The following is a 13,658-nucleotide window of genomic DNA, read 5'->3' as shown; positions in this document are numbered from 1 at the left end:
TCATGAAAACATACATCAGCCTATTATTTTTAAGCATCTCTTCGCTTCTATTGAGTCAAGACACATATACTATTACAAAACAAAGTAACACCCTAATTTGGGGAGGAAAAGCCGCAGTAGGAGGTTATGCTCCAGAAGGAACTTTACAAATTCAAAATGCTACGATCACCTATGAAAAAAATACGATTACTACTCTTGAAATTATCGTAGATATGACGAGCCTACACCAAGAGAACAAACAATTATCAGGGCATTTAAGGGATAAAGATTTCTTTCATGTTAAAAAATACAAAACAGCGACATTTATACTTTCAGAGCCTGTAAACGTTTCATCTGAGACTTGTATTTTAAATGGCATGATGACCATAAAAGAAACCCAAAACAAAGAAGCCGTAAAAGCCACTATTACGATGAAAGATGGGAGTATTTCTATTACTTTTAACCACACAATGGATCGAACCACCTATGGTGTAAATTACAACTCTCCATCTATATTTAAAAGCCTAAAAGAAAATGTAATTGCAGATGATTTTACATTGAAAGGAAACTTAGTATTTATGAGAAAGTACTAGTTGACCAGAAATCACTACTTTTAAGAAAAGAGACAAGATTATATACTTTAAAAGGTATAATCTTGTCTTATGTTTCCATACATAGAAATATCTTTTCATCTATGAAAGTAGTACCACATGCCTTTTATCTTAACCCAACTATTGAAAAAATCTTAATAGATGGAGATTCTTGTGTTATCCATAAAAAAGTAACCACTTCTGATGTACAAAACAAACGTTACTTATCTTCACATGCACTTACACTGGTACTACAAGGAGGATTGCAAATAGAAAAACAAACTGGCGAGTTAACTAGAGTTCGTAAAAACCAAATGGTTTTGTTACCTAAAGGACTTTATGCCATCACTGATATTATTCCAGATGACCAATGTTTTGAAGCTATTGTTTTTTTCTTTGATCAAGAAATTACTGATGAATTTCTAAGTAGTTTTGAAAAAAGTAATTCCACGCACTCAACATGTACGTTTTTAATAGATTATAATGAAAACTTACGTTTATATACAGATACGCTATTAGCATTATATAAAGGAAAAAATGCTCATCAATTTACCAAACCAAAATTATTAGAATTATTACATCTCATTAGTATTTCAGAAAAAGGAGACGCTTTTGTCCAACATCTTATAGCATTAAAAAATAGAGAGCGATTACATATAAAAAAGTTTATGCTTCAAAATTTTGAAAAACCATTAGATATTGTTGACTACGCATATCTTACAGGAAGGAGCCTTTCTACTTTTCAAAGAGATTTTAAATCTACATTTCATACATCTCCTAAGAAATGGCTTATTGAAAAACGCATGCAGGAAGCATCTCAATTATTGCGTACAACATCAGATTCTGTAACAAACATTGCATATCAAGTAGGGTACGAAAACGTATCGCATTTTATTAAAGCATTTCATAAACTATTTGGTAGTTCTCCAAAACAATATCAGATCCAAAACAGAAAAAATACACTGATATAAATTTTGACTAAAAATCACCATTTTTGATTTTTATGAAAATTTGAGTATTCACTTTTAGTAGAAATTTGTCCTCACAAAATAAATACATTATGAATAAGAAAATAGGATTTATCGGACTTGGAATTATGGGAAGCCGCATGGCACGTAATCTTCAAAAAGCAGGTTGTGCTCTCATTATTTACAATCGCACCAAAGAAAAAGGAGCAGAACTTATAGAAAACGGAGCGTTATGGGCTTCTAGTCCTAAAGAAGTAGTAGCGCAAAGTGATATTCTAATTACAATGTTATCTACGCCAGAAGTGGTTCAAGATATAATAACACCTATACTATCATCATTCAAGAATGATGCGCTTTGGATCAATGCCAGCACGATTAACCCTTCGTTTACAGAAGCGATGGGTACGCTTTCGCGAAAGCATAACATACGTTATTTAGATGCGCCTGTAGCGGGAACTAAAGGTCCTGCTGAAGCTGGGGAGTTACTTTTTTTGACAGGAGGAGATTCTAAAGATCTTGAAGAAGCAAAACCCCTTTTAGATTGTATGGGAAAGAAAACAATTCATCTAGGAACTATTGGTAAAGGAGCCGCTATGAAAATGTTGATTAATCAGTTATTAGGACAGCAAATGGCTGCTGTAGCCGAAGCACTTACTATGGGAAAAGCGATGGGGCTCGAGGAAGACCTCCTATTAAATGTATTAACAGCTACGCCGGTTGTCGCTCCCGTAATACAAGCTGTAAGACCAAAATTAGAGCAACAGAATTATGAAGCAAATTTCCCTTTAAAATGGCTTCATAAAGATTTACATCTTTCTAGCATCTCCGCTTATGAAGCAGGCGTAGCAACACCAAGTCTAAACGCAACAAAAGAACTCTATGCAAAAGCAACACAAGATGGATTAGGAGATTTAGACTTTACTGCTATTTATAAGTATTTAGAATCAAAATAATACCAAAAAATAATATCATGAAAAAGAATCTTTTTACTTTACTACTAAGCATTATAGTAAGCGCTACGTATGCGCAAGATGCAAAACAACTCTTAGCAGAAACCATGGAAGCCATGGGAGGCAAAACAAACTTCTACAATAAAGGAAGCGTATCCTATGATTATGAATATAACGACCCAAATTCAGGTCTTCATTTTGTGGGAAAAGAGATGTATCATTTTGATGGGGAATTATCTCGCGCTGATTTTACAACACACACTATGACTGCTCCAAAAGGAGGCACTGTTACCGAAGGATATGACGGCACTACTTTTTGGGTAACCATAGATGGCCAAAAAACAGATAATGAAGCTGCTTTAGGTTTTACACGTTTTTTACGCAAAACAAATTACTATTGGTTTACGATGTTTTTTAAATTACTAGATGAAGGCGTACACCAAGAGTTTACTGGGACAAAAAAACTAAATGGAAAGACATATAATATTGTTAAAATTACATTTGGAGAAAAGGTTGGAGACGCGCAAGACATCTACATACTATACATCAATCAAGAAACAAAACTAGTTGACCAATTTTTGTTTACTATTACAGCTTTTGGCGTAACAGAACCTAACCTTATGCGATTTGATTACGAAACTGTTGATGGGATTAAAATACCTACGCGAAGAAATTATATAAAATCTAATTGGGAAGGAGAAATTATTGGTACCATTCCAGCAATTACAACCTGGGAGAATATTCAATTTGGAAATATAGATCGTTCTATGTTTACTCAGGAATAACTATTATACATATAGCTATACAAAAAGCGCTCAAGTGATGACTTGAGCGCTTTTTGTATTTTTTGAAAGGAAATCAGATTACAAATCACCTATCAATTCTATAAAAGTTCCATCTGGGTCTTGTATTAGAATAAATGTTTTTCCATTAGGTAATTTTGTAGGGGTTTCTCCTAATGTTGGAACTTTATGCTTTTTGATACGTGCTATTGCATCTTTCATGTCTTTAGGAAAAATAGTAATATACTGCATTCCAGTATCATCTTGGATATATTGCTGTTTAGGATGTGTCGCTTCTTTTTCAAAACTCATTAATTTCCATTCTGTAGCCGTAGGGCTATCTTCTAGTTTCAATACAGTTACTTGAAGAGGCAATCCACCCGTAAGGCCGGTTTTCTTTGCTACTTCACTTGTCACATTAAAACCTGGCACTTCAATCATTCCAACAACATCTTTATAAAAAGCAGTCGATGCATCTATGTCAGAGACTACAACACCTATACTAATAGCACTTTGTTCAAATTCTGTTTGTGCATTTATAACCATACTTATTTGTATTAATAGTAAAAGAAGTCCTTTTTTAATATTGTTTTTCATAGTAGTATTCATTAAAAGTATTGCCCGATTCCAAACACAAAACCGCTTGTCGAACTTGGAGTAATACCATACCCATAATCTACTCTAAAGGTAGCGTTAAATATCTTCTTATGTATAAATCGCATCCCAATACCTGGATACACACGTAAATTTTGATCATCACCAAAATCGCTTAGATCACCGCCTGGATTACGCCAACTCCCTGCATCTACAAATGCATTTCCTTGTACTACAAACCAAGATTTATCTACAAATGTATATCGGTATTCGGTATTCAAAACAATAACACCTGTTCCACGATCAATGGTATTTCCTACACCCCTTACATTAAGATTATTATCTACCGAAAAAGGAGCAAACGGAGAATCTGCATTGGTAGCTAGACCAACACGTAATCTACTTGCCCAATTTCCTTTTTCTCCAACTCTTAAAAAGTACTGGAAATCATTCCACCATATTAGAAAGTCAGGTAATGTCTCATTACTTGCAATTACATATTGCACATTAAATGTACTTTTAAAACCGCCTGTATATTGATAATAATAATCTAAATTATCATATTCATACACACCTTTAAAAAGCAATTTATCTACCACCAGTTCTTGCGGCACGACATCACTCGTAGCACCAAATAAATATTCGTAATCCTCTGTAAAAAAAGTAACACCCGTTTCTATACGATGTCGAAAATTAAAAGCGTACAATCCTAAAATTTCAAACGAAGTATTATTGTACTTATACTCTGCAGTACCTTCATCTAAAAACACAGGCTCTTGAGTTGTTAAGCTTTGAAAATTTAACGCAATCCCTATTTTATTATTAAAAACAAATGGAGCCCTTACATTAATTCCAAAAGAATCAAAAATATCTCTTTGATAAAAACCGCCAAAAGCAATATTACGCCCTAAAGTATTGAACTCATACAACCCTGCTCTGTATGCAAACTCATCGTCATTTGTGGTATAAATATTAAGTTGAGGATTAATGGTAAAATTTTCTTCTATATTATAAAAGACATTATAGTGATTATCATGAGAATGAAAAACCTGATAATATGCATGAGAAACAGCTGGAAGACGTTTTAATCTAATAATATCATGCTCTAATACTGTAGAGTCTAACACATACCCAGTTTTGGCATCACTTATTAAACGTACAAAAGAACTTTTAAGGCGCTTATTCCCTTGCACTTTCACATCGGCTATATAATATTCTTGCGCATACCCTTTTGTAAACAAAGCTATTAGAAAGAAAAATAGTAGCGCTTTTTTATACATTATTTTTTAGCGTAAAATAGAATCAGTAATATAAACGTTAAAGTTAGTATTATTGTGATGTATCTCGTTAAAAAAATTGGCCAATTCCAAAAACAAGTCCACTTGTTTCGTTTTCTCCTAAGCCAAATCCATAATCCAATCGGATAACAGCATTAAAAATACGTTTATGTATAAAACGCACTCCTACTCCTGGATTTACTCGAATGGTACTCCCATCAAATAATTGATTGATATCATTACCAGGTGTACGCCACGTTCCTGCATCTATAAATGCATTACTCTGAATCACAAACCATCCTTTTTCCAGAAGTGTATGTCTATACTCTGTATTAATCACTACAGATGCTGTACCACGGTCTACTGTATTTCCAACACCTCGAATATTTACTTGATTATCCAAAGCAAAAGGTGCAAAAGGCGAATCTCTATTTGAGGTAAATGACAAACGTAATCTATTTGCAAGGTTTCCTCGTTTTCCTATTCTGTGAAAATATTCTAGGTCATTAGTCCCTACAAAAGCATCTTCCAGAAACTCTTCACTCCCTGAATTAAAAATATATTGTGCATTTGTTTGATTTCTAAAACCTGACACATATTGATATTCTATATCTAGATCATTATACTCATATTCACTAATAACACCTACACTATTGGCTTCCAATTCATCAGGAAGATCCAAATCAGGTTGATCAGGTTGCACGAGATAATCCTGACTTCCTATCGTAAAGCCTAGTTCAAATCTATTATGAAAGTCATACTCATAAATTAAGCTGGCTTGAAAAGCTCTATTCTGAAATCTAAAATCTTCAGAAACATCTTTAGAGTCGGTAAAGATGGGTTCAAAAGTGACATTATCTTGATAATTAATTCCTATCCCCAATTTATTAGTAAACAAAAAAGGCGCTTCCCAAAATACTCCATAGGAATCAAAAACATCTCTAGAATAAAATCCTCCTAAAATCTGCCCTCTTCCAAAAAGGTTAAACTCAAATGCTGAAACTCTAAAAGCAACATCTTCATCATTATTAGCTTGCGAAACCCGTATTCCTGGTATAATGGTAAAATTCTCAACAATCGTATAGGTAATTGTATAATCTGTATCTGAATTTTCAGTGATTTTAGAAGTTGCATTTGCAATTCCTGCAAGTCTATTCAAACGTTCTACATCGGTAGCAACCTTTAAAGAATCGTATACGCTTCCTGGTTTTACTTTAACTAACCTTCTAAGAAAAGATTCCTTGGTTCGTTTAAGTCCTTCTATTTCAATTTTTGTAACAATAACATCTTGCGAAAAGGCAAAAGAAGTCACCATTAAAACCAACAATACGATGGTTTTTTTCATAGCAATTTTTTTTCGAGGTTCAGGAGGTTTAGACGGGATATGTTTAGGATAATTACAGAATATTAAAACAAAATAAAACCCAACTTAACACATTAATCATTAATTAGTTAAAATGAAATCCGATTGTATTAATGTATTTACCCAATTATCTTCACTTACACCCATAACTGTAAAACCATATGGAGTTTGATTTATTAATTCTGGCGGAGTCTCTTGTGTGACATTAAGCACCACATTATCCAGTTGATAATATCTAAACTGAGATTCAAAAGTATACGTTCCAGAAAGTAATTCATTAGACGCATCAGACACTACTTGAAAATAAATAGCATCTTGTGGTTGCACAATGGAGTCCCAATTAAAAAGAGGCATTCCTGCTTCAGACTGATCAATAGTTACAGCATCAGTAAACTGCGTATTCTGAGTTTGATGCTTTAGTCGTATAGGGTTGGAGAGATGCAGAATTCCGCTTTCGCGAAAGCTTATAATGACCCATTTCTCAACAGTAGTTTGACGCGTAAATGTTTTGAGATACCCATTAAAAAAATCACCTTCAGGAAGCACTATTTGACTATAATTTTGATACTCATTTTTATCTACGTCTACCGTTTCGGTTTCAAAATAACGTATATCTGTAGCACCAGGTCGAGGATATACATAGGCTATAATTTCATTTGGATTTTCAGAACCCGAAGCACAAGCAATAACATTATCTATTTCAATAGTATTTTGAGCCACCAAAGCCGCTAATGAAATAGCGTCACTACCCTGTTCATTAGACACCTCATCACTACTACAAGAAATGAGTAGTGATAAAAAAACACTAACATAGATAAAATTAATTCTTGTCATAATATGATTTTATTATTGCCTCTGCAGGCTTATTTTGAGGAGTAAATCGATTATTATCACTTCCGCCAGATCTTGAATGATGAATAAACCATTTCCAAATAAAGCCACCTGCAAACCAGTCTTCATCCCATAAAGCGTCAAAAGTCGCTTTGGTTGTATTGCTTTGTGCCTCTAGATTTACAGTAGTCACCGAATGATCTGAAGTCCAAGGTTCTTTTGCTGTAAAATCTACACTACGATACCCCCATTCTGTAAAAAGGATTTTTTTATTATGTACTTTTGAAAAAGCAGAAAGTTCTCCTTTCCACCACCGCCATCCATCTATGACACTTTCAACGGAAGGTGTTTGCATTTCAGATAAAGGAAAATAAGCATCTACACCTACATAATCCATTTGATCCCAAAAAGGAACACGTTTATACTCATCCCAATTGGAAGCATAGGTTAGTTTTCCCTTATAAACTGCTTTAATCTTTTTAATGAGTGATTTCCAAAATTCTGGTCGGTTTGCAACAAATTGTTCTAATTCTGTCCCTATAGAAAAAATAGAAGTTCTTGTTTCCTGTGCTAATTTTGCATAATCCAGAATAAAAGCCTCATAAGATGTTTCCAATGCTTTCCAATTTTCTTCTGTTTCCATTTTAAGGTATCCTGTATACTCACCTCTCCAAATCCACAGTTGTGGCTTCAACATTACCTTAATACCATTAGATTGTAATAACTTGATATAATCCTTAGCACCTTCTCGACGCTCTCCATACCATTGCCTTTCTGTATTATATACAATCGTTGGGTTATCTAATGCACGTATAAACCCAAATGGCATTACAGCTGCATAATTAGCGCCTACCTGTACAACTGGTTTTACATGCTCATTTGTTACTTTATCCCTTGAAGCAACAAAACTAATTCCATTAATTTTCTGAGCTTGTATAGTACTTATCTGAAAAAGAAAAACGAATGCAATAAAAAAAAGAATCTTAGAATACATAGTTATTTTTTAATTCAAATTACAGTATTATATACATATGTCTGTGTTAAAATCATCATAACTCTATACAGCGCTAATGATTTATTATAAACGGATAAAACCCTAATAGAATTAGGGCAAATTTCCTTTTTTATTTAAAGTAAGGCCCGCAAAGTTTGTTTAACCGGTTTCAAAACTTTGCGAGGCGCTTGGAATACGATAGCCTAGAGAGACATAGGGATTGCTGACTAGGCGATGTATGTTATTTCTTAAAGGACATAACGAAGTCCGAAATTATATGATTCTCCTAATCCAGTGTCATTACCTCTAGCAAAATAACTCCATAACACTTCGAGATTTAATGATTCTGTAAGTTGGTATTTTGCACCTGCTCCTACAGCAGTCAAATCTTGCTCAAAGCCATCATCATCAAAAGATATAAGTTGAAAATGTTGTGCAAATACCTGTGCTGTAAATTTAGATGTAGGGAAATAACTTAAAAAAGCCCCTGGTGTTAATCGTAAACTATTACTAGCAAAGCTCCCTTCTGATCGACCATCATCTGTAAAAACTAAATCATCACCAAAATTATATTCTGTATTTACGTCAAAAAATAACTGCCATTCTTTTGTAGTTCCTAATGGAAGATCATAAAAGAATCTATTTTGAAGAACAAATGCATCTTCATCTAAAAATACGCCGTTTTCAAACTCACTATCAATAAGTGGAATCACAATACTACTCTGAATAGAGAAATTACTTAAACTTGCAAAAGGCACATATTTAATACTAGGAGCTATACTTGTTAAACCGCTACGAGCAGATCCACGCTCACCATCAAAACTAAATACATCAAATGCACCACGTCCTCCTACAGTATTAGATCTAAACTCAAGAATAGCACCTATACTTACTCGACGATTTTCAGACACTCCATAAAAGAAATCTAATGTAGAAGTAAAAAAGTTTCCTCTTGGCGCAGCTGAGACATCCCCATTAGCATCTGCAACTCTAGTTTGCGTAAATAAATTATTAAACCATTTGACATCTACCTGTCCTTTTCCTATCAATTTTGAAGGGGTTAAATTTTGTATTACAGATCCTCCCTGATCTTGATCATTATCTGTATCCTCTTGAGCAAAAGCTCCAATCGTGAATAATGTGGCTAACGCTAGTGTAAAAATCTTTTTCATTTTGTTTTTTTTGATTTGTGCTTCCCATACCTGATTTATTCATAGCAGTAAATCAGGCAGGAAGACTTTTATATAAAAATGTAATCTGTTATTATTTTACTTGATTTAATGTCCAATCGTACGGGTAATATGAAACTTTTGCTTTTGCAGGAAGTGATTCTTTTCTGTACTTATTGATAAAATCGACTTCTGATCCTGCTTGCGTAAAATCTCCTTTATACCATTCAAAGATTTGAGAGATTTGTACTTTATTCCCTTTTACTCTAATAAATCTAGGGTTGTTCAATGCTTTTACTGTTTGTCTTTGTAACTGTGCTTCTAACTTTGCAGATGTATATGCTTCATTAATAATAGGAGGACATCCTAAACCAGCACATACTAATACAAAGTGGAAACGAGCTTCTTTTGGAAATACTTTTCTGAGTAATTTATTTTCGATATCATTCAGCGTGGTTTTAACGCCACCTACCTCATGAGTCGTTTTATCAAAGAATCCTTTAATATCTAAAGGCTGTTTTACTGGATAGTTATCTACAATACCTTTTATTACAGTGATATTGTATGCATTAATCCAAAATGCTTGGTATGATTTTGCATTACTTTTTGATACTCGCACCTCTTTTGCTAGCGATGTAAGTTCATTTAATGTAGCTGGATTACTTTTAATTGTTTTATAATCTACACGTCCGTTTTTTATATGTGTTTTAAAAAAAGCATCAGCTTTATTTACAAAAGTATCTACACTTTGCGCATAACTCACGGCAACAAATAATAGTGTAATAAGAGTGGCTATATGTTTCATTTTAATTTTGATTTTTATGTTGCCTTCTGTCGTGAGTATTTCATATCTCTTACAAAATTAATTGTCAAATTTTCCTTTTCTTTCAAAAAAATCGTGTAGTAAAAAAGATAAAAACCTTACAAATTGCAACCTTATTTAAATTTATTCTAAATGAATCGTATATGTTAAGTTCATTATCTTTAAGGCGACCTTATATAGGAATCTATTGCGAATGCTACTTTATACGCTTTCGCGAAAGCAAAAAAACAACCACCATCATATGGAAGAACATATTGTTATTATAGGTAACGGAATCTCTGGTGTCACGACTGCAAGACACATCCGAAAATTATCTGACAAAAAAATAACTATTATCTCTGCAGAAACTGATCATTTCTTTTCTCGTACTGCGCTTATGTATATATACATGGGACATATGAAATATGAACATACAAAACCGTATGAAAATTACTTCTGGGATAAGAACAGAATTGAACTAAAACGTGCTTTTGTAAAATCTGTAGATCATGCAAACAAACAATTACAATTTGCAGACGATACTACAATGTCTTATGACAAATTAGTCCTAGCTGTAGGTTCTAAACCAAACAAGTTTGGATGGCCAGGACAAGATTTAGAGGGTGTGCAGGGATTATATTCTTATCAAGATTTAGAAAAGCTTGAAAAAAATGCACCTAATAAAGACGTATGTAATAGAGCTGTGATTGTAGGTGGAGGTCTTATAGGAATTGAAATGGCAGAAATGTTACGATCCAGAGACATCCCAGTTACGTTTCTAGTAAGAGAAAAAAGTTTCTGGAATGGTGTTCTACCTGATGGAGAAAGTGGAATGATAAATCGTCATATTCAAAATCACCATATTGATTTACGACTAGGTACTAATCTAAGAGAAATCATCTCAGATGAAAATGGACGTGCACGTGCCATAGTTATAGATGAAACTGGAGAAGAGCTTCCTTGTAATGTAGTAGGACTTACCGCTGGTGTATCTCCAAATATTGATTTCTTAAGAGACAGTGGGATTGAATTAGGAAGGGGTATTAAAGTAAATCGCATGCTAGAAACTAATATTCCAGACATTTATGCTGTAGGAGATTGTGCTGAACAACATGAAGGCATTAATGGACGTCGCCCTATTGAAGCCGTATGGTATACAGGAAGAATGATGGGAGAAACACTTGCGCAAACATTATGTGGAAACCCAAGACAATACAATCCTGGACACTGGTTTAATAGTGCTAAATTTTTAGATATAGAATATCAAACCTATGGATGGGTATTTTCTAAACCACGTGAAGGAGAAACACATTTCCATTGGAAACACCCAGACGACACAAAATGTATTACTGTAAATACAGATGCTGCTACTGGAAAGTTTATAGGACTCAATAATTTTGGAATCCGAATGCGACATGAAGTTTTTGATCGCTGGCTTACTGAAGAACGCACTACAGACTATGTAATAGAACATCTCGCTGAAGCTAATTTTGATCCAGAGTTTTTCAAACATTTTGAAAAAGATATTTTAAACGCATATAAATCACAAGCAGTTACTGCATAATCAAATCATACATCAACAAGGTTCTTATTTCTTTTAAATAAGAATTAAACTAAAACATATGGCAATAGAAAGAAACATGTCACTTACTGGACAGCCACCTGTAAGTATTAATACGACTCAAAAAATAGGTGTTCTTATAGGAATGGCTGGCCTCTTTATCCTTGTACTTGCAACCTTAGGAGTAGATTTAGGTAGTGCCGCATTATGGCTTACCATCTCACTTACAGCGATCACTGCTGGTGTTATTATTTTTGCAAAAGGAGCCTACGCCAACAAACTTCCTGGAATTAAAAATGACGGGGTATGGTTTAAATCCATGTCATCGCGTGGTGTTTTAGGATGGCTCGCCGGTATTGCACTTACTGGGTTTTATGTAATCCTCTATTTCTATGCAGGAGTACTTGGTCTTGGTCAAGGTGTAGACGGTGCAAATACAGGTCTTATAGCGCTTTTTGATCCTTTAAGTTATTTCTTAAAAGGAAGTGCTGCTAGCGAATGGTTTGTATATGGAACATTATATACCATCGCGATCTTGGCTTTTGGTGTTAAGTTTATGTGGAAATATAAACACAATCGTTATGAACAATTACGTACAATAAGCGTAATGTTTTTTCAAACGGCATTTGCCTTTGTGATTCCAGAACTTATGGCGCGTTTAAATTCTGACACGTTCTCTTTACCGTATAATGACCTTAAATTGATGTGGCCATTAAATTATTATGCGTTTGATCAATGGCGTGTAGATCAGTTTATAAATGCTCAGAATATTGGATTATTCTTTTTAATCCTAGGAATCCTAACCATCTTTGTAATCTCTCCGTTTCTTACGTATAAGTATGGAAAACGCTGGTATTGTAGTTGGGTTTGTGGTTGTGGTGGTCTTGCCGAAACTGCTGGGGATCCATACAGACACTTATCATCTAAAAAGATGTCGGCTTGGAAATTAGAACGCTGGATGATTAATGCTGTTCTTGTATTTTCTGTAGTAATGACAACCGCTGTGATTTCTACATTTTTAGGATATGATAGTACAAAATATTGGTTTACAAAAAATACATTCCTTCTAAGCGCTGGAGTATTTCTAGTAGTTATGTTTGCACTTGTAGCATACTTCAAGAGAGATCAACTTAAGAGTGATGCATTTAAAGGCGCTGTAATCGCATTAATAATCACTTTAGGTGCATTTGTTGCTATGTCATTCTTACGTTTTCATGAGATTCAGATAAATGCTGCTTACTTTTCTTTTGGACTAAACACCAACACCTATGGGCTTGATGGCGCTATGCGTTCATTTTACGGATTTGGAATTGGTTCTATCTTTTCTGGAGTGGTTGGAACTGGGTTCTATCCTATTCTTGGAAACCGCGTATGGTGTCGTATGGGGTGTCCAATGGCAGGTATTTTAGGAATACAACAACGTCTTTTCTCTAAGTTTAGAATTACGACCAATGGAGGGCAATGTATCTCTTGTGGTAACTGTTCTACGCATTGTGAAATGGGAATTGATGTACGTAGTTACGCTCAAAAAGGAGAAAACATTGTACGTTCTAGTTGTGTAGGATGTGGTGTTTGTTCTGCGGTATGTCCTCGTGGTGTCCTTAAGTTAGAAAATGATTCTTTAGAAGGTCGTATCAATCCAACTGATGTATTATTAGGAAATGATGTAGATCTTATGGATTATGTAAATAATAAAAAAATAAGTTAATTATTTTAATATTCTTTTATACGCTTTCGCGAAAGCGTATACATACCACAAACCGTCTCTATAGAGGCGGTTTTTTTATGAATACTATTA

General features: G+C 34.1%; 13 protein-coding genes. 6 read left to right on the top strand and 7 right to left on the bottom strand.

Translation table 11 applies throughout. The features are described from left to right. Window positions 1-2: 2 nt before the first annotated feature. The 4 genes from Q1A60_RS13990 to Q1A60_RS13975 all read left to right on the top strand — a co-directional run bounded on the left by Q1A60_RS13990 (window position 3) and on the right by Q1A60_RS13975 (window position 3,272). Window positions 3-572, top strand: coding sequence for a YceI family protein (locus Q1A60_RS13990; RefSeq protein WP_299767039.1), 570 nt, complete (start codon window positions 3-5; stop codon window positions 570-572). Between the two features lie 311 nt (window positions 573-883). Continuing rightward, window positions 884-1,540, top strand: coding sequence for an AraC family transcriptional regulator (locus Q1A60_RS13985; protein ID WP_363322593.1), 657 nt, complete (start codon window positions 884-886; stop codon window positions 1,538-1,540). A gap of 65 nt (window positions 1,541-1,605) precedes the next feature. Further along, window positions 1,606-2,490, top strand: a complete 885-nt coding sequence (locus tag Q1A60_RS13980) for an NAD(P)-dependent oxidoreductase (RefSeq protein WP_363322592.1) — start codon at window positions 1,606-1,608, stop codon at window positions 2,488-2,490. Between the two features lie 17 nt (window positions 2,491-2,507). Next, entirely contained in the window at window positions 2,508-3,272 is a 765-nt protein-coding gene (locus Q1A60_RS13975; protein WP_299767036.1) for a DUF6503 family protein, read from the top strand. 78 nt (window positions 3,273-3,350) lie between these two features. On the opposite strand, the gene Q1A60_RS13970 is transcribed toward Q1A60_RS13975, so the two are convergent. The 7 genes from Q1A60_RS13970 to Q1A60_RS13940 form a co-directional block, all read right to left on the bottom strand. Beyond that, the gene (locus Q1A60_RS13970) at window positions 3,351-3,866 is read right to left on the bottom strand and encodes a VOC family protein (RefSeq protein WP_299767035.1); all 516 of its coding nucleotides are present in this window, start codon (window positions 3,864-3,866) and stop codon (window positions 3,351-3,353) included. Between the two features lie 11 nt (window positions 3,867-3,877). Continuing rightward, a complete protein-coding gene (locus Q1A60_RS13965; protein WP_299767034.1) occupies window positions 3,878-5,143 on the bottom strand; it encodes an outer membrane protein assembly factor in 1,266 nt (421 codons plus the stop codon). A 67-nt stretch (window positions 5,144-5,210) separates the two neighbouring features. Continuing rightward, window positions 5,211-6,485: a POTRA domain-containing protein gene (locus Q1A60_RS13960; RefSeq protein WP_299767033.1), complete on the bottom strand. Its 1,275-nt coding sequence runs from the start codon at window positions 6,483-6,485 to the stop codon at window positions 5,211-5,213. Window positions 6,486-6,584: 99 nt separating this feature from the next. Beyond that, complete coding sequence (locus tag Q1A60_RS13955; RefSeq protein ID WP_299767032.1) at window positions 6,585-7,337, bottom strand: hypothetical protein; 753 nt, start codon at window positions 7,335-7,337, stop codon at window positions 6,585-6,587. Continuing rightward, window positions 7,324-8,328, bottom strand: coding sequence for a glycoside hydrolase (locus Q1A60_RS13950; protein WP_299767031.1), 1,005 nt, complete (start codon window positions 8,326-8,328; stop codon window positions 7,324-7,326). Before Q1A60_RS13950 ends, Q1A60_RS13955 begins: the two co-directional genes overlap by 14 nt. A gap of 248 nt (window positions 8,329-8,576) precedes the next feature. Next, the gene (locus Q1A60_RS13945) at window positions 8,577-9,500 is read right to left on the bottom strand and encodes a hypothetical protein (RefSeq protein WP_299767030.1); all 924 of its coding nucleotides are present in this window, start codon (window positions 9,498-9,500) and stop codon (window positions 8,577-8,579) included. A gap of 91 nt (window positions 9,501-9,591) precedes the next feature. Continuing rightward, window positions 9,592-10,302 carry a DUF547 domain-containing protein gene (locus Q1A60_RS13940; RefSeq protein ID WP_299767029.1) on the bottom strand — a complete coding sequence of 237 codons (711 nt, stop codon included), beginning with the start codon at window positions 10,300-10,302 and terminating at the stop codon, window positions 9,592-9,594. 211 nt (window positions 10,303-10,513) lie between these two features. Here Q1A60_RS13940 and Q1A60_RS13935 point away from each other — a divergent pair, with 211 nt between their 5' ends. Both Q1A60_RS13935 and Q1A60_RS13930 read left to right on the top strand, forming a co-directional pair. Continuing rightward, the gene (locus Q1A60_RS13935; protein ID WP_299767028.1) at window positions 10,514-11,863 is read left to right on the top strand and encodes an FAD-dependent oxidoreductase; all 1,350 of its coding nucleotides are present in this window, start codon (window positions 10,514-10,516) and stop codon (window positions 11,861-11,863) included. 58 nt (window positions 11,864-11,921) lie between these two features. Then, the gene (locus tag Q1A60_RS13930) at window positions 11,922-13,568 is read left to right on the top strand and encodes a 4Fe-4S dicluster domain-containing protein (protein ID WP_299767027.1); all 1,647 of its coding nucleotides are present in this window, start codon (window positions 11,922-11,924) and stop codon (window positions 13,566-13,568) included. The last annotated feature ends 90 nt before the right edge of the window (window positions 13,569-13,658 follow it).

This window comes from uncultured Dokdonia sp., from assembly GCF_947492535.1.
GTDB lineage: Bacteria > Bacteroidota > Bacteroidia > Flavobacteriales > Flavobacteriaceae > Dokdonia.
The sequence above is the reverse complement of the archived record's forward strand: the minus strand, read 5'-3'. Positions and strand labels throughout refer to the sequence as shown.